This window comes from uncultured Desulfovibrio sp. (assembly GCF_944327235.1).
GTDB lineage: Bacteria > Desulfobacterota > Desulfovibrionia > Desulfovibrionales > Desulfovibrionaceae > Desulfovibrio.
In genome coordinates this window covers 15,043-31,637 of sequence record NZ_CALVHE010000023.1, presented here as the reverse complement: position 1 = coordinate 31,637, position 16,595 = coordinate 15,043, and the positions used below count along the sequence as shown (strand labels likewise).

The window sequence follows — 16,595 nt, the reverse complement described above, 5'->3', positions numbered from 1 at the left end:
CTTGTTGGTTTGTCTGGTAACTTCCAACTTACCGAATGAGGAAAGGGTGAACAACCTATCGGAACACAACATCTAGAGCATCTTCCGTTTGAAACGCTTTGCGTTTCCAACCGGCGGCCTGTCGTTTCGTAGGAAAAACGCGGTTTTTGCGCCCACCTTGGGCCGGGCGACACTGTTGCCGCCGCTTCGCGTTCCATCTTCTTCAAAGGCAAAATACTTCAGGCAGGGCAGGGGACGGGATGAGTCGGCGGCAGGCACTGCCCAAGATCTGTCAAACGGACGGATATGGGCGCAAAGGTCCGTCAGGCCGCCTTTTGTTGGACTGGTGGTGTCGGACGCGGCCCTCCGGATTCACAGGCCGTTGCGACCCTTTGAGGGGCGTATCTGGTGGTCAGGGGTAGGTCAGGGCCGTCGCGTCGCCGGGCAGGGCATACGTCTGTCCGTCAAGCGACAGGATGATCCCCGGCAGCCTGTCCATGTGCTGCGGCATCATGCCGAGCGGTACGGCGTAGACTGTACGTCCGCTGTCGCCGTCCAGCAGTGCCCGTACCAGCGGCATACGGCTGGCGGCCAGACGCAGCCACAGCTCTTGCGTCGCGCGGTCCTGCGGCTCCTGCGCCAGCAGTTCCCGCGCCAGGACGATCTGCGTCGGGATGGGTAACATGCGTCGGGCATCCACAGGATTGAGACGCCAGACTTCCAGAGAAAAGGCGACCTCCGTCGGCAGGGGGGCGGCGCTGTCAAGCACCAGCCAGACCTGCGAGAACGTGGCATTGGGGTCCGCCGGGCTGGCGGCGAGCCATGCGTTGTCCAGACCGCGCTGCCGCAGAGCGTCAGGCACGCGCAGGATCAACGGGGAACCGGCCCGGGCGGCCGTGATCTCTCCGCGAGAGAACTGGCGCAGCGGTTCCGTCCATTCTTCCTGCCAGTGCGCATAGGCCATGCGTACGCTGCCCAGACCAAAGAACCATGCCACCCAGGGATTGGGCCAGTGCTGTGGGGAAAGGCGCAGGCTTTCGCCGCTCAGGACGGGTGCGGCTGTTTCCGACAGGGCGCGTACGGCGACCTGCGGCAGATGGGGATCGACCGTCAGCCGGGGGCTGCCGGGATAGTTGTGCTGTCCGAGCAGACCGAGACGCATGGGAGCATCCAGCGGCGTATAGGCTCGCCCCAGATCCCAGAGCCAGTTATAACGATCCTGGATATTGTCGCCGCTGATGACCCAGTCGCCTGCGGCAGCATGTTCCGCGGCCTGACGCCAGTTGGGGGTGAGGCAGAGGGCGAAAAGGGCGGCCGTCAGCAGCAGGGCGAGGCGTCCGCCGTGTTGCAGCAGTCGCAGATTCCAGCGGCCCAGCCACGGGTAGAGCGCAAGGATCAGGGTCGCGGCGCCGTAAATGGCCAACACGGAGGAAAGGCCTTCATCCGTCAGACTGAACGCATCGCCTGCCGCGTGCAAGGCCGTCATGCTCAGGGAGACGAGCACAAAGCCCGTAAGGGCAAGCACCGTCAGCCAGCCCGGCCGCAGAGGCGGTATGTCCGGCGCGAGCGGCTGTCCGCCGATGCGGCCTTCACCCAGCGCATGGGGCAGCAGCAGGGCCAGCGCCAGGATGGGGACGGCCCACAGAGGGAAGCGGAGTCCGGCAAGCCCCCGCCACCAGTCGCGCTGGAAATCTTCCCAGACCTCGGGCAAGGGATGGGCGGCCTGCGTGGCCCAGCGGCCGGGCGAGATGAAAACGATGAGGGTGCACACGGCCGTGACCAGCACTACCCGCAGCAGCTCCCGGCGCACAGGGTGTCGATGCAGCGCGGCCAGCAGCCAGGTGCCCAGCGCCAGCGCCAGCGCCGCGTGGGCGGACATCTCCCCCAGTCCGACCGTGAGGAAGGCGACCAGCATGGCCTGCCGACTGCGCCGCGTCCGGGCAAAGGGGTCCGCCAGCCAGAGACGGCAGATGGTCAGCAGGAAACAGAGCCAGAGGCCCCCGGGCAGGACGAGGGAAAGGCTCTGGGTCAGATTGTAGAACTGCTGGGCCTGCGGGTGGCAGGCGCATAGGCCGAGCATGGTCAGCAGACCGCAGAACAGCCCCAGCCTGTGGGGGATGGCGGGCGCGGCCAGCCGGGCCAGCCCGTAGACGGCCAGCCCGTAGCTCGCCAGCGAAAGCAGACAGATGGCCCCGTTGAGCAGCAGAGATTCCGGCGCGCGGCCCAGAAAGGTCTGCAGGAAGTGCAGTCCGTAGCGGCCCCCGGCGTACAGCCATTGCCTGCCCATCTCGTACAGGCCGCCGGGCAGGTCCAGGAAGCACATGGCGCGGCTCATGTGCTCGAAGTCCTGCCCCTGCGGGAAGACGAAGGCAAAGCCCCAGAAAAAGGGCAGCATGAGCACCAGCGCCAGCAGGCAGCACAGACGTGAGGGCCTGTACAGTTCCTCCGGGCGCAACAGGACCGCCGGACCACGCATGGCGCTGCCTAGCCTTTCACCACCCGCACGTCGCCCCGGGTCTCATTGGCGCGCCGCCGGAAGCTTTGCCGCCTGTCCTCTCCGTCTATCATGCCGGCCACCCATTCGGCCACATGCAGCACAGGACGCTTGTCATGCAGATTGATGAGGCAGCGGCCGATGCCGATCTTGCAGGAAGGACAGCCGACCAGCACGGGCGGGAGGGTGCCGCTCTTGCCCGCGGCCTCCGGTCCGTCGATGCCGGCAAAGGTCTGCTGCAGGCTGATCTGCTTGCGCGAGCGCAGCAGATTGTAGATCTGCGGCGAGGTCAGGGCCCCCATACCGGATTCGCCGCAGCAGCCGCTGTTGAGCAGCACCTTGGCGCCGGAGAAGTTGGACAGGGCGGCCACGATCTGCTTCTGTCCCTTGGCCGCCGGGATGCCCGCCCATTCGCTGTGGCAGGAGGCATGATAGACAAGGCTCGTGCCGGGGGGCAGGGGGTGCTCCAGCTGGTCTTTCTTGAGCAGCGGCAGGACGAGCTGGAGGATGTCCCGCTGGCCCAGGCCCGTGAATTGTTCGGTCAGGCCGATACGTTCCAGGCCGTCAAGGCAGGTGCCGCAGGAGGTCACCAGATGGGCCACCTCGAAGCCCTGCTTGCCCAGATTGCGGATCATGGCTGACAGGTACTGCCGGTTGTGGGAAAGATTGTCGTCAAAGGCCGTATCCATGCCCGCCGCCAGCAGCGGATAGCCGCAGCAGAGATGACGCGGCGGCACCGCCACGGCAAAACCGGCCCGCAACAGCAGCATGATGCTCGAAAGGCCGATGCGGTCATAGAAGAGGCCCCCGCCGCAGCCGGGGAAATAGATGACGCACGGCGTGCCCTGTGCGACCTCGGTGGGCGAGAATACCGACCCTCTGTGCAGGCGCAGCGCCTCGTACAGATTGGTATAGCCGACCTTGGGGCCGCGCCCGGAAAAGAGCGGGCTCTGCATCCGGCGCTTCCAGACCTCGGGGATGAAGCCCAGCAGACGGTTCTGCATCTTCTGCCCCAGCGAGGCCATCTTGGCGGCCTTGGGCACGCGGTTCTCCACGTCCCGCACCAGCCACTCCAGCGCCTTCTTCTTGAGAGGATGGCCGCCGGCATCCTCGTGCTCCAGCAGGGCCCGCAGGGACAGGGCCACATCGCCGGAGGGGATCTTGACCGGGCAATTGGCGCGGCAGCGACCGCAGGCCGTGCAGTGCTCCACGAGATCCCGCAGCCAGCGCAGGAGCTCGTCGTCGATGCTGCCCTTGTTGACCTGCGAATAATAGACCGCCTCGATGAGCATGCCGAGCACCATGTTCTTGTTGCGGGGATGGTACTGCATACTGCGTTCGGGGTAGTTCATGGGGCAGACGTGCTTGCACTTGCCGCAGCGCGTGCACACCTGCACGGCGGCCAGCAGGTCGGTGAGCTTCTCCTTGTCCGGCAGGCCGCTGTCGTTGATGTCGCGGATGAGATGGTTGAAGGAGAAGGTGAAGGGGCGCACGGGCAGCTCGCGGTGCACGAGCTTGGCCGGGTTCATGATGTCGCGCGGGTCGACACGCTCCTTGAAGGCCCGCAGGGCCTCCATCTTCTCCTTGCCGAAAAAGGCGATCTTGGTGATGCCGATGCCGTGTTCGCCGGAGACCTCGCCGCCCATCTCCTGACATTCGGCCATGACGCGGGCGGCCGTCTCCTCGGCTTCTTCCAGCATGTGATGGTCATTGGAGTTGACCGGGATGTTGACGTGGCAGTTGCCGTCCCCGGCGTGCATGTGGCTGGCCACCACGATGCGTCCGGCATCCATGTAGTCGCGTATCTTGTTGAGCTTGCGGGTCAGATGCGGATATTTCTCCAGCAGGCTGTCCATGTAGGTCTGCGCCCGCCCCCAGAGTTCGGTATCCGACAGCTCCGTGGCGCTGACATCGCCCGTGGCCACCTTGGAGGCAAAGGAGAATTCGCGGTTGAACTCCTTTTCTTCCATGGGGAAGCCGGGCAGGCGGCCTACCTCCTGCAGCGCGTAGCGATAGGCCTGCGCCGTGCATTCCAGATTGAGCTGCTCGAGGAAGAGCGCGAAATCCGGGATGCGGTCCATGGGGATGACCACGTCCTCATTGAGCTTGAAGCCGGAGGTGCGCTTGGCGATGGCGGACAGGCGGTGACGGTCTTCCCAGAAGCGTTCGGCCTCCTTGTCGTCCTGCGCCACGATGATGTCCACGTTTTCCTGCTCTTCCACCACGGACACGATGTCGCCCACGCACTTGTCCAGTAGATAGGGGTCGTCGCCGTCCACCTGCAGGATGATGACGGAGATGGGCAGATCCGAGAATTTGCGGGACTTGCGTTTGTAGTCGATGGCCTGGACGTACTTGGCGTTGAATTCTTCCAGCGCGGAAAGATGGGCGTAGTCGCCCTCTTCCCGGATACGGTTGCGCAGGCTCACCAGCTCGCGCACCACCACGGCCGCCGGATGCATGGAGCGGCCGAAAAATTCCAGCACCATGACGCGCTTGTAGCGCGGCTTGGGATGCAGGATGAAACAGGCTTCGGTGATGATGCCGTCCACCCCTTCCTTCTGCATACCGGGCAGACCGCCAAGGGCCTTGTTGGTCACGTCCTTGCCGAGGCCGGGCAGACGGATCTCGTCGCCGCGCAGGTGCACCACGTTGCGCACGCCGCCGCTCACGTCCTTGACCACGAAAACGGCCGTCTCTTCAGGCAGGATCTTGTGGCGGGGATGGTTCTCCCGCTCCACGGTGATGATCTCTCCCGTGGGCGTGACCATGCGCCACCACAGCAGATTGTCCAGTGTGGTGCCGTACTCGAAGGCCATGGGGCCGCCGGCGTTCTCCGAGATGTTGCCGCCGATGGAAGCGGCCTGCTTGGAGGCCGGGTCCACGGAGAAGAGCGCGCCTTTCTCGTCCACGGCGGTGATGACGGCCTGCGTGTTGGCCCCGGCCTGACAGGTGACCGTCATGGCCTCAAGGTCGATGGGGCCGATATGCGTCAGCCGCGCAAGGCTGACGATGACTGTACGCCGCCGCGCGGGCACGGCCCCGCCCGTCGCGCCGGAACCGCCGCCGCGTGGGATGAGGGCGAATTTCATGTCATTGGCCAGTTTGACCAGTGCGGCCACCTGTTCGGTATTGTCCGGCTCCACCACCAGCAGGGGCAGTTCCATGCGCAGGTCCGTGGCGTCGGTGGCGGTCTCCACGAGAGCCGCCGGATGGGTCAGCACGCATTCGGCGGGCAGCATCCCGCGCAGGGTGTCCGCCAGCCGCTGACGGAAATCGGCTTCCGCCTCGTAGGCGGACCAGAACATGGTGATGCCTTCGCTGATGGCCGTGGCGTAGTAATGCGCCAGCGCCAGCGCCTCGCGCTCAAAGCGTTCCCGCACGCTGGCACGCACCGTGTCGGCGTCGATGAAGGGATTGTAGGCCACCAGGAAGAGCTCTTCGGCTATGGCGATGGCCAGATGGCGCACGGATTCCGGCCACTCTTCGAAGTCGCTGATATTGATGCGCAGAATGCGGTTGACGACGTAATCGGGCGATATGGAGATATGCGGTCCCTTGTGGGCCATGACCTGTACCTACCTTGCGGGATGCGGTTGTCGGCGGCCTGTCGGGCCATGCGGGCACATGAAGGTTCGACAACCATGCGTGAAGCCGGAAAACTCTTTTTTATCCGTATCAATCCCGCTTGGCAAGCCGCCGCCATACGCCCCGGAGGGATGTTTTTCCCGCAAGGGCAGGACGGAGGACGGCAGGCGGGCGGGCCTTCGCGCCATGAGGTCAAATGACAGCATCCCGTCCGCGATGCGGCGCGGACGGGATGCTGAGTTTCCATCAGAAAGGAGAGACATCAGGCGGCTGCCTGATCGCTCCTGCGCCGCAACACGAGCATGGCGGCGATCATGACCACGAGCGCGACGCCGAGACTGGCGGGCAGGGACCCTCCGGTAAAGCCCGCCACCACATAGCCCACAAGGCTGCTGGCCGCCACGATGCAGGCATACGGCATCTGGGTGGACACATGTTCGATGTGGGTGCAGGCCGCGCCGGCGCTGGAAAGGATGGTGGTATCGGAGATGGGGGAACAGTGGTCCCCGAACACGCTGCCGGCCAGCGTCGCGGAAAGGCAGACCAGCACCAGGCTGGGATCCACCTGCTGGGCCACAGGCACGACGATGGGGATGAGGATGCCGAAGGTCCCCCAGGCCGTCCCCGTGGAAAAGCTGAGGAAGCCCGCCAGCACGAAGATGATGGCCGGCAGCAGGCCGCCGGTCATGCCGCCGTCGGCCTCCACCAGGGTACGCACATAGGCGGGCGTCTGGAGCAGGTTCTGGCAGACGCCGGAGATGGTCCAGGCCAGCACGAGGATGATGTTGGCGGGCATCATGGCCTTCATGCCCTGCGTGGCCCCGTCCATGAAGGTCTTGAGGGACATGCGCCCCAGAGCCACGAACTGGATGAAGGCCACCACCATGGCGCCGAAGGAGGCCAGCACGAGGGCCTTGGCGGCCGTGCAGTTGCCGAAGGCCGCGGCAAGGGTATGATACTGCGGGTCGTCGCCCCAGTAGCCGCCGTTGTAGAGCAGGGCCAGCACGGCAAAGACGATGAGGCTGCCGATGGGCACGAGCATGTCGGCCAGATGGCCCTTGCCGGTGACTTCGGGCTGACGGCGGGACTCTTCGCTCTCTTCCCCGCTGGCGCCCACATCGCCCTTGAGGGCCTTTTCCTCGGCCTTGCGCATGGGCCCGAAGTCGAAGCGGCCCAGACAGACCATGACGACCATGACCAGCGACAGCAGCGCGTAGAAGTTGTAGGGGATGGTGGAGACGAAGGCCGCGAAGTCGCTTTCAAAGGCGCCGGTGGCCTTGAGATTGCTGCCGACTGCCGCCGCCCAGCTGGAGATGGGGGCGATGATGCAGATGGGAGCGGCGGTGGCGTCGATGATGTAGGCCAGCTTGGCGCGGGAGATGCGGAAGCTGTCCGTCACGGGGCGCATGACCGTACCCACGGTGAGGCAGTTGAAATAGTCGTCGATGAAGATGAAGACCCCGAGGCCGGAGGTGGACAGCATGGCCGAGCGTCGGCTCTTGATGTGGCGCGTTGCCCACTTGCCGTACGCGCGCGTGCCGCCCGCCATGGCGATGACGTAGACCAGCGCGCCCAGCAGGGTACAGAACAGGATGATGTTGAAGTCCAGCTTGCTGACCATGACGGCGAAGGCCGTTTCCACAGGTTTGACCAGCAGGGGGCCGGTACCGGTGCCGATGGTGTGGATGACGGTCCCGCTGAGGATGCCGAGGAAGAGCGAGGAGATGACTTCCTTGGTCAGCAGGGCCAGGGTGATGGCGATGATGGGGGGCAGCAGCGACAACCAGCCCGCGGCTTCAAACGGCTCCATGATGTCTCCAGATGGGGCTTGGGTAGGGGGATCAGGAATTCTGACTCATGATAAGCTCGACCTCATCCACGCTGAGGCCGGCATTGCGGGCGATCTGTTTGGCGGAGAGGCCCTTCCGCTGTCCGTTGAGGATCAGCTCGCGGAGGAACTGCGGCGAGCGCGTGATGCCCTCGGCCTGATCGAGCAGGCGCCGCAGGTCCTGGGCCCGCTGTTCGAGCTTTTCGTCGAGGCTGCGCAGTTCCGCCTGACGCTGGGCAAAGGTCGCCACGATCTCTTTTTCCAGACGGGCGTTCATCTCGATGCGGGCGAGCAGGGCCTCCTGATTGCCCTGCAGGGTGTTGAGCAGCCGCTCCGAGTTGCGCAGTCGCAGATAAAAAAAGAGGACGCCGCTCAGGATGAGCAGTTCCATGATGGAAAAGAGGATGATGAGGCCAAGTTGGAGATAGTCGTTCATACGCGTACGTTCAGAAGGTTTCCCACCAGCGGCGAGCCGGAGGGGCGGGGTTCTTCTTCATCTTGCGGCACAAATGGCGGCCTGCGCCGTCTACGGCTGCCGAACTGTGCGCCCTGCTGTCCCTGATCGCGGGCATCTGTATTGATGGCGCTGCCCTCGCTCTTGGGTTCACTCTTTTCGACCTGCTGCATCTGCTGCTTGGCCATTTCTGTGGCAAGCGCCTGCGACATGGCCAGAGCGGCCTGCGGCGCGTTGGTCGTTGCCGATACCAACGGCGCGGCAAGCCCGGTCTGGGCGTACAGCACGGCCATGGTGGATTGGATGCTCACCGGTTCCCCTCCCGGACAGGCTTCCGTCCCTTTCTTGGAATAAATGTTGATGCGCCCCGACCGCGCGGCCTGCCGGCCGCCTCCGTCTGTCATGGCAGGGATTGGCTGCGTTCGCCAGGCGAACTCCCGCCCCGCAGGGGGCCGCGCGCAAGCTTCCGTTCCCTTCGGAGATTGCTGGCGGCGTGTTGCGGCCTTCAGGCGCTCTCTCTATTCATCCCTCGTGTCAAGGTTTCCTCCGCGTGTCTGCCGGAAGGCTTCCGGCATCAGTGCCCCAGGTAACTCTCCATCAGGACGTCCTCGATCTGTCCGAGGGTCAGGTAGCTGTTCACCACGGACGTGAGGTCTTTCTTGATGGTCTCTCTGTTGGCGGCAGCCAGCAGGAAATCCAGAGATTTGTTGCGCAGATAGTAGTACATGGCGTCACGGACCGTCATGAGCTGCTTTTCGATTTCCTTGTTGATCATTTCCGTCTTGGCGATGGTGGAAAAGCGGCAGACGAGGAAATTGGTGCCACCCTTGTCATCCTTTACCGGGACCCAGAACGGTTCCAGTTCATAGATGAAGTCCTGTTCCACAGGAGCGGCCTCCGGCGGTTTGACCACGATGACCTCGGGCTTCGGCGGCTCCACCACCGGCGGCGGCACGCGGAAGAAAAACCACCAGACAGCCGTCGCCGCGAGCACGACGAACAGGCCGATGCCGCCGATAATGAGCTTTTTCTTGCTGTTGGGAGCTTCCTGCACCACCGGCGCGGGGGCTGATGACCGCCGCTCCACGGGGGGCAGGGGCTTTTCCTCCGGCTCACGCAAGAAAGGCGCGTCATCAAGATCCAGCTCGACCTTGCCGCCGGCTGCTGCCGACGACGAGGAGACTTCGACCTTGATATCGTCTTTTTCCTTTACCTTGTCGTCCGCCACGACTTCCTCCGGACACCAGTACGAACCATGCAGCGGCCTCCCTCATGCGGGGGAGGCTGTGCGGCAAAAAAAGGGCAACGACAGGACAGGGCCCGCCGCTGCCACCAAAACATGCAGGCCAGAACGATGCGCCTACTGAAAGATCTTGTCGATCTTCTGTTTCATGGTATCGGCGGTGAAGGGCTTGACGATGTAGTTGGACACCTTGGCCTGCACCGCTTCGATGATGTTTTCCTGCTGGGCTTCAGCGGTGACCATCAGGAACGGGATGTCGGCGAACTGTTCGCTGGAACGGACCTTGCGGAGCAGGTCGATGCCGGTCATCTGGGGCATGTTCCAGTCGGAAACGATGAAGTCGATTTTTTCCCGGTTGAGCACATCCCACGCCGTCGTGCCGTCATCGGCCTCCACGACGTTGTTGAAGCCGATCTGGCGCAGGATATTGCGAACGATGCGGCGCATGGTGGAAAAGTCGTCCACGATGAGAACGCGCATATTGGTATCATACGACATGAGCATCTCCTCCCTTGATTCCGCCCGGTGGCGGCAAACTAAACAATGACCGCGCAAACACAGGCCCTGACGCCGCGCTACGGCAGAGGGCTGTCCCCATACTGATTGAGAAATTCCTTGCGCAACCGGTTGAGGGCCTGGGAATGCAACTGCGAGACGCGCCCTTCGGTTATGCCCATGACTTCGGCCGTTTCCCGCATGTTGAGTTCATCCGTGTAATAGAGTGACAATACCAACTTTTCCCTAGGTGTCAAACGGTCAATGAGGGGGGCTATGCGCTCGATCATCTCCTGATGCGCCGTGGAAGAAAAGGGCTGTCCGCCGTTTTCTCCCCCCTCGCCGGAAACCGTGTCCTGGATGGCGTCCAGCGAGAGCCAGAGCTGATTCTGCAGCGCTTCGAGTCCCTGCCGCACATCACGCAGCTCAAGGCCGGTCATCTCGTGCAGCTCCTCTTCCGTCGCCTGTCGTCCCTCCTCGAATTCCACTTTCCGCATGGCTTCGTCCAGCACACGGATGCGCTGCCGCAGCGAGCGGGGGAACCAGTCGAGCCGGCGCAGCTCATCCAGCATGGCCCCCCGTATACGGGTCTCGGCATAGGTCTCAAAACGTATGCCCAGCTGCGGGCGGAACTTCCCGAGCGCTTCCATGAGGCCCAGCGTACCGGAGCTGATCATCTCGTTCAGCTCCACGCTCCGCGGCAGCTTGACCTTGAGGCGCAGCGCCAGAAAGCGGATCTTGGGCGCATAATGCCGCACGACGGCCTCCTGCTCCGCCGGGGAGAAATCTTCCCAGGCGGTGGCGCCGGTCTCAAGTGCCTCCCAGGGGGCGGACTCGTCTGTTCGTGCCGTCACGGTATGCATGTCCAGGCTCTGCGTTCGACGCTTCAGGTCATGGATGGCGCTGTCTGTTCTCCCCGCTCAGCAAAACAGCAGTTTTTTCCAGAAGAACTTGATGTTCCCGTCAAGCTGCCGGGCCACGTCCCACTGGCTGATGGTGTCCGCAAGCTGGTCGATGGCCTTGGCGGCGGGGCTTTCCGGCTGGGTCTCGCACAGGGGCTTCTGCGCCAGTACGGACTTGCGCATGGCCGGATCCCGCGGGATGAAGCCGGCGAAGTCCAGAGAGACGCCGCTCAGGAAGGTATCGCAGGCCTGATGCAGGCGGGCGAAGATCTCCTTGGCCATCTTCATGTCCGGCACCATGTTGACGCAGACCTTGAAGTGCTCCACGCCGTGCGTGAGCTTGAGCACCTTGATGAGGGCATACGCATCCGTCAGCGAGGTGGGTTCGGGCGTCAGCAGCACGAGGCGTTCCTGCACGGCCAGATTGAAATAGAGCACGTTGTCGTTGATGCCGGCGCCGGTATCGACGATGAGATAGTCCACATGGTCCTCGAGTTCGTCCACGGCTTCGAGCAGTTCGAGCTTCTGGCCGCTGGAAAGGGTGAGCATGTCGCTCACGCCCGACGAGGCCGGAAGGATGGAGAAGCCGTAAGGCGTCGGGAAGAGTATCTCCTTGAGGCTCGCCCCTTCGTGGAAAAGGTGGAAGAGGTTCTTGGCCGGCGTCAGGCCCAGCAGCACGTCCACGTTGGCCAGACCGAGGTCAGCATCGATGAGGACGACTTTTTTGTTCTTCCGCGCCAGGCACAGGGCCAGATTGACGGAGAGGTTGGTCTTGCCCACGCCGCCCTTGCCGGATGTTACGGAAAATACGAGAGGGAAATCGCCGCTCATGCTTATGCTCCAGGCTGGGGGGTAGAAGTTGCGATTCCGGCGGGGTCGCCGGGGAGTTGCCGTTTGAAGATCAGCCGCCAGATCAGCGGCTCGGTTGCGGACGCAAGGCTTTCCTTGAGCTCGGAACCGTAGGAAAGTCCGGAGACGGGCAGCCCTGTGGCACAGGCCACATTGACCAGGCTGCCGTAGCTGGCGGCTTCATCGAGATGGGTCCAGATGATGCTGGCGGGGCCTTCGGTGCGGTAGCGTTCCAGGAAATGATCCATCTGCACGCCGGAGAGCAGGGGGGTCAGCACCAGATGCGTGGCGCATTTCAGCTTGGTGAGGCCCATGCTGGCCCGCCATTCGCTCAGCGTGCCGTGACGGCCCAGCCCCGGCGCATCGATGAAGACAAGAGCCGCCTCACGGCTGGCGCGCAGGGCCTTCTCCATGCTCGCGGGGTCCGAGGCCTCCAGATAGAGGAAGTCCGAGAGTTCGGCCCAGTGTCGCAGCACCAGGCGGCCGTTGCCGCGCAGGCAGTCGGCATTGATGAAGGCTATGCGGGCGTCGGGATCCCGCTGCCGCCATTGCAGGGCGTAGCGCAGGGCCGTGGTGGTCTTGCCGTTGCCGAAGGGACCGGCCATGATATGCCAGCGCTGCGGCCAGCCGCCCGCCCCCCAGCCCTGTACCGGGACCATGCCGCACAGACATTCCAGCACCGAGCTGCCGGGCTGGGCCAGCAGATGCTTGTAGAGATCCACCGCCACCGCATCGGAGATGCCTTCCCGCTGGAGGTATTCCAGCGCCACCCGCTGGCGCGGCGTCAGCCGGTCCATCTGGATGGCGGGCTTCATCAGGGCAAAGATCTGCTCCTTGATCTGCAGCCAGTCCTTGTGCCAGTCGCTCCAGCCGCTGGGCATACCGTCTCCCGGCATCGTGCCCACGGGCTGCTGCGCGCTTACCGGATTACGGTCGATACCCGCCGTGATCTCGTGGCATATCTCCCCGTTTTTCTTGAAGGTGCGATTGCCGATGATGACAGCCTCAGGCCCCATTTCCGCCTTGATGCGGGCCAGAATTTCCTGTGAGCTGGCACCCGTGAATGTTCTTACTTGCATGCACGCATTCCTTAAGAAGCATCTTGCCCGCTACGGGCTTCGCATAAAACCCCTGCCCCGAACGCCTCCATGAGGTGCTCCGACCTTCGGCAGGCCGCGGATCGCCGTCTCCCCCCGGACGATCATTGGCCGCGCTGCTCTGTCTGACCTTCCGGCGACAGCCGCGGACGGCAAAGGCGCGGGAAGGACGGGCCGGACTCTGCCATGCCTGTCTGCTGACAGGCGGCATACCCGGAAGTGGTCGAAGGCACAACCAGAAAGACATAGAGTCTTGTGTCTGAAATGTCTAGACCCTTATCCTTTCCCTCCCCTGTCAGACTCCTGACGCGGGGCGGTATACTCCTCTGTGCGGGCCGGTCGCCGCGTGCCGTTCCCGCACGACGGTCCCACCCCGCGGGGCGGCGGAGCGCCGCCTTATTCCGCGCCCACGGTGCCCACGCTCTGCAGGCGGATGTCCGGCGGGATCTCCGCCTGAGAGATGACCGGTACCGCCGGCAGGAAGCGCGTGACCAGCTGGGCAAGATGCGGACGCACGGGCGGACTGGTCAGTACGACGGGCTGGCCGTCGGTATTGACGGCATTTTCCACCGCCGCATTGATATGCTGGATGAGGCGTTGCGCCGTAGCCGGATTGAGCGAAAGGAAGGTAGCGCCATTGTCCGCCTGCCGGATGGCTTCCTGCAGCATACGTTCCGTCTGCCCGGTGAGGGTCAGCACAGGCAGGGTCCCCTGACTGTCCAGATAGGAGCGGACGATGGAGCGGGAAAGCCGTTCGCGCACGTATTCGGCCAGCACGTCGGGATTCTTCACGCCGCCGCCGTAGTCGCCCAGGGTTTCCACGATGGTAAGCATGTCGCGGATGCTGACGTTTTCGCGCACGAGGCTCTGCAGCACCTTCTGTACCGTGCCCAGCGGCAGCGTGCCCGGCACCAGATCTTCCACGGCCTTGGGGGCCGTCTTGCCCACGGTATCCAGCAGGCCCTGCACGGCCTGACGGTCCAGGAACTCGGCCAGATGGCGCTTGAAGACTTCCGTCAGGTGGGTGGCGATGACCGTCGCCGGATCGACCACCGTATAGCCGGCCATCATGGCTTCTTCCCGCTGGCTGTCGGGGATCCAGAGGGCAGGCAGGTTGAAGGCCGGTTCGCGGGTCTCGATGCCGCGGATCTGCGTATTCACGTTGCCCGGATCCATGGCCAGGAAGTGATCCACGAGGATCTCCGCCGTGGCGACCTGATTGCCCTTGATGAGCAGGGCGTACTGGCCGGGCTTGAGCTGCAGGTTGTCACGCAGGTGCAGGGAGGGGATGACCACCCCCATGTCCAGAGCGAACTGCCGACGGATGGAGCGGATACGGGAGAGCAGGTTGCCGCTCTGTTCCTCGTCCACCAGCGGGATGAGGCCGTAGCCCACTTCCAGTTCCAGAGTATCCAGCGGCAGCAGGGCCTGCACTTCTTCCGGCGTGTCCGCCGTGGGGCTCTTGCCCTTGCCCTTGCCCGCGCCCTTGGCGCCGCCTTCGGCTTCCTTGGCGTCTTCTTCGTTGCGGGCCGTGACGCGGGCGGCGATGAAGACCAGACCGGCAAGGATGAGGAAGGGGAGGGTAGGCAGGCCCGGCACCAGCGCAAAGACCACCAGCACGCAGGAGACCAGCTTGAGGGCGCGGCTGTTGAACGTGAGCTGGGCAAGGAACTCTTCGCCCATCTTGGCTTCGGAGGCCGCGCGGGAGACCAGCAGGCCCGTACCGGTGGACACGACGATGGACGGGATGGTGGAGACCAGACCGTCACCGATGGTCAGCAGGGAATAGGTGGTGAGGGCCGTGTTCCAGTCCATGTCCTTCTGCACGACGCCGATGATGATGCCACCTATGAGGTTGACCATGGTGATGAGCATACCGGCGTTCACGTCCCCGGACACGAACTTACAGGCACCGTCCATGGCGCCGTAGAAGTCGGCTTCCTTGCGCAGGGCGTTGCGGCGCTCCGTAGCTTCTTCCTCACCGATGAGACCGGCGTTGAGGTCGGCTTCGATGGCCATCTGCTTACCGGGCATGGCGTCCAGAGTGAAGCGGGCCGCCACTTCCGCGATACGGGTGGTACCGGAGGTGATGACGACCTTGTTCAGGATGAACAGGATCATGAAGATGACGCCGCCGACCACATAGCTGCCGCCGACCACGAACTCACCGAACGAACGGATCACTTCCCCGGCGGCTTCCACGCCCATGTCCCCATTGAGCAGGATGAGACGTGTGGAGGCCACGTTGAGCGCCAGTCGGAGCAGGGTGGTCACCAGCAGCAACGACGGGAAGATGGTGAACTCCAGCGGGGAGGTCATGAACATGGTGGTCATGAGGATGAGCAACGAGATGGAGATGCTCACGCAGAGCATGATGTCCAGAAAGAAGGTCGGCAGCGGCACCAGCATGACAAAGAGGATGACCACCACGCCCACGCCGAGCATGACGTCGCCCTGTTTGGCAAAGCGACCATAATCAAGTTTGGGAAGACTGACTGACGCCATTTTTCTGACACCTCAATTCCGCCTCTCCGCCCCGGCTGCCGCGCGGGGGATGACGGACGAAAACGCCCGCCATCAGCGGTTTCTGGGCTTCAGCCGCCAGATGCTCGCCAGCACCGCGGCCACCGCCTTGTACAAATCTTCGGGGATCATCTCCCCCACCTCGACCGACTTATACAAAGCTCGTGCCAAAGGGACATTTTCCCGGATGGGGACACGATTTTCGCGGGCGACTTCCTTGATCTTCTCGGCCAGGCGGTTCACCCCCTTGGCCAGCACCACCGGCGCGGGCGCTTCCGAGGGGTTGTAGCTCAGGGCCACGGCGATATGGGTCGGGTTGGTGACCACCACGTCGGCCTTGGGCACATCGGCCAGCATTCGCCGGGCCATGACCTCCATCATCTTCTGGCGCTGCTTCTGCTTGATGACCGGGTCGCCTTCGGCCTGCTTGCGCTCGTCCTTGACTTCGTCCTTGGTCATCTTGAGGCTTTCGTTATAGGCGTAGCGGCTCTGCCAGACGTCGAAGATGGCGATGGCGATGAGCGGGATCATGGAATATTTGACGACCTTGAGAGCCGTTTCCAGCATGTAGGCGGCCACACCTTCCGGGGTGGCATAGTACATGGGCAGGAAATTGAGGTATTCCGTCCAGAGGATGAAGCCGGGGATGATGCCCAGGATAAGGGCGAAGACCAGACTCTTCAGGGCGCGCAGGACGGTCTGCGGCGAAAAAAAGCACTGTTTGAGCCCGCGCAGGATGTTGAAGCGCTCAAACTTGAACTTGAAGACCTTGAAGGTCCAGAGCTTGCCCACCTGCAGCCGCTGGGCCAGATAGCTCAGAGCGGCCAGAAAGAGCAGCACCGGCATGAGCAGATAGGCGATGTCGATGCTGAGGGAGAAGAAGAGGGCATAGACGGTTTCTTCGGTAACATTGAAGGTGGGGGCGTTTTGCAGGAATTGCCGGAAGATGAGCTTGATCTTGTCCGACATGGGGCCAAGCCACAGATTGAGGATGATGAGCCCCCCCACGATGCTCACGACCTTGCCAAGTTCCTGCGACTTGGGGACGTTGCCTTCCTGGCGCTGCTTGCGCTTGCGCTTGGGGGTGGCTTCTTCCGTTCTGCTGGGGTCGGACTGCTTACCGAACATGCGCTCGTTCCTGGG

General features: G+C 63.5%; 12 protein-coding genes. All 12 read right to left on the bottom strand.

The window, feature by feature from the left end; all coding sequences use genetic code 11:
- Positions 1-391 precede the first annotated feature (391 nt).
- Positions 392-2,455, bottom strand: coding sequence for a hypothetical protein (locus tag Q0K00_RS05280; protein ID WP_297227874.1), 2,064 nt, complete (start codon positions 2,453-2,455; stop codon positions 392-394).
- A gap of 8 nt (positions 2,456-2,463) precedes the next feature.
- Entirely contained in the window at positions 2,464-6,042 is a 3,579-nt protein-coding gene (locus Q0K00_RS05275; protein ID WP_297227872.1) for an FAD-binding and (Fe-S)-binding domain-containing protein, read from the bottom strand.
- 281 nt (positions 6,043-6,323) lie between these two features.
- Positions 6,324-7,871, bottom strand: coding sequence for a Na+/H+ antiporter NhaC family protein (locus tag Q0K00_RS05270; protein WP_297227870.1), 1,548 nt, complete (start codon positions 7,869-7,871; stop codon positions 6,324-6,326).
- Positions 7,872-7,902: 31 nt separating this feature from the next.
- Positions 7,903-8,325, bottom strand: coding sequence for a hypothetical protein (locus tag Q0K00_RS05265; RefSeq protein ID WP_297227868.1), 423 nt, complete (start codon positions 8,323-8,325; stop codon positions 7,903-7,905).
- A complete protein-coding gene (locus Q0K00_RS05260; protein WP_297227866.1) occupies positions 8,322-8,654 on the bottom strand; it encodes a hypothetical protein in 333 nt (110 codons plus the stop codon). The genes Q0K00_RS05265 and Q0K00_RS05260 overlap by 4 nt, the downstream gene beginning before the upstream one ends.
- Positions 8,655-8,917: 263 nt before the next feature.
- Positions 8,918-9,571, bottom strand: coding sequence for a flagellar basal body-associated protein FliL (locus Q0K00_RS05255; RefSeq protein ID WP_297227864.1), 654 nt, complete (start codon positions 9,569-9,571; stop codon positions 8,918-8,920).
- Positions 9,572-9,703: 132 nt separating this feature from the next.
- Positions 9,704-10,084: a chemotaxis response regulator CheY gene (locus Q0K00_RS05250; RefSeq protein WP_297227862.1), complete on the bottom strand. Its 381-nt coding sequence runs from the start codon at positions 10,082-10,084 to the stop codon at positions 9,704-9,706.
- A 77-nt stretch (positions 10,085-10,161) separates the two neighbouring features.
- Positions 10,162-10,944 (bottom strand): FliA/WhiG family RNA polymerase sigma factor, encoded by a 783-nt coding sequence (locus Q0K00_RS05245; protein ID WP_297227860.1) that lies wholly within the window; start codon positions 10,942-10,944, stop codon positions 10,162-10,164.
- Positions 10,945-11,001: 57 nt separating this feature from the next.
- Complete coding sequence (locus Q0K00_RS05240) at positions 11,002-11,814, bottom strand: MinD/ParA family protein (RefSeq protein ID WP_297227858.1); 813 nt, start codon at positions 11,812-11,814, stop codon at positions 11,002-11,004.
- Between the two features lie 2 nt (positions 11,815-11,816).
- Complete coding sequence (locus Q0K00_RS05235; RefSeq protein ID WP_297227856.1) at positions 11,817-12,911, bottom strand: flagellar biosynthesis protein FlhF; 1,095 nt, start codon at positions 12,909-12,911, stop codon at positions 11,817-11,819.
- 414 nt (positions 12,912-13,325) lie between these two features.
- Positions 13,326-15,434, bottom strand: coding sequence for a flagellar biosynthesis protein FlhA (flhA, locus tag Q0K00_RS05230; RefSeq protein ID WP_297227855.1), 2,109 nt, complete (start codon positions 15,432-15,434; stop codon positions 13,326-13,328).
- A 72-nt stretch (positions 15,435-15,506) separates the two neighbouring features.
- The gene (gene flhB / locus Q0K00_RS05225) at positions 15,507-16,580 is read right to left on the bottom strand and encodes a flagellar biosynthesis protein FlhB (protein WP_297227853.1); all 1,074 of its coding nucleotides are present in this window, start codon (positions 16,578-16,580) and stop codon (positions 15,507-15,509) included.
- Between the last annotated feature and the right edge of the window lie 15 nt (positions 16,581-16,595).

What these genes read in the sequence shown, in the direction of transcription:
- Q0K00_RS05280 (WP_297227874.1), bottom strand. Translation starts at nt 2,455, where the DNA reads ATGCGTGGTCCGGCGGTCCTGTTGCGCCCGGAGGAACTGTACAGGCCC.
- Q0K00_RS05275 (WP_297227872.1), bottom strand. Translation starts at nt 6,042, where the DNA reads ATGGCCCACAAGGGACCGCATATCTCCATATCGCCCGATTACGTCGTC.
- Q0K00_RS05270 (WP_297227870.1), bottom strand. Translation starts at nt 7,871, where the DNA reads ATGGAGCCGTTTGAAGCCGCGGGCTGGTTGTCGCTGCTGCCCCCCATC.
- Q0K00_RS05265 (WP_297227868.1), bottom strand. Translation starts at nt 8,325, where the DNA reads ATGAACGACTATCTCCAACTTGGCCTCATCATCCTCTTTTCCATCATG.
- Q0K00_RS05250 (WP_297227862.1), bottom strand. Translation starts at nt 10,084, where the DNA reads ATGTCGTATGATACCAATATGCGCGTTCTCATCGTGGACGACTTTTCC.
- Q0K00_RS05245 (WP_297227860.1), bottom strand. Translation starts at nt 10,944, where the DNA reads ATGCATACCGTGACGGCACGAACAGACGAGTCCGCCCCCTGGGAGGCA.
- Q0K00_RS05240 (WP_297227858.1), bottom strand. Translation starts at nt 11,814, where the DNA reads ATGAGCGGCGATTTCCCTCTCGTATTTTCCGTAACATCCGGCAAGGGC.
- Q0K00_RS05235 (WP_297227856.1), bottom strand. Translation starts at nt 12,911, where the DNA reads ATGCAAGTAAGAACATTCACGGGTGCCAGCTCACAGGAAATTCTGGCC.
- flhA (WP_297227855.1), bottom strand. Translation starts at nt 15,434, where the DNA reads ATGGCGTCAGTCAGTCTTCCCAAACTTGATTATGGTCGCTTTGCCAAA.
- flhB (WP_297227853.1), bottom strand. Translation starts at nt 16,580, where the DNA reads ATGTTCGGTAAGCAGTCCGACCCCAGCAGAACGGAAGAAGCCACCCCC.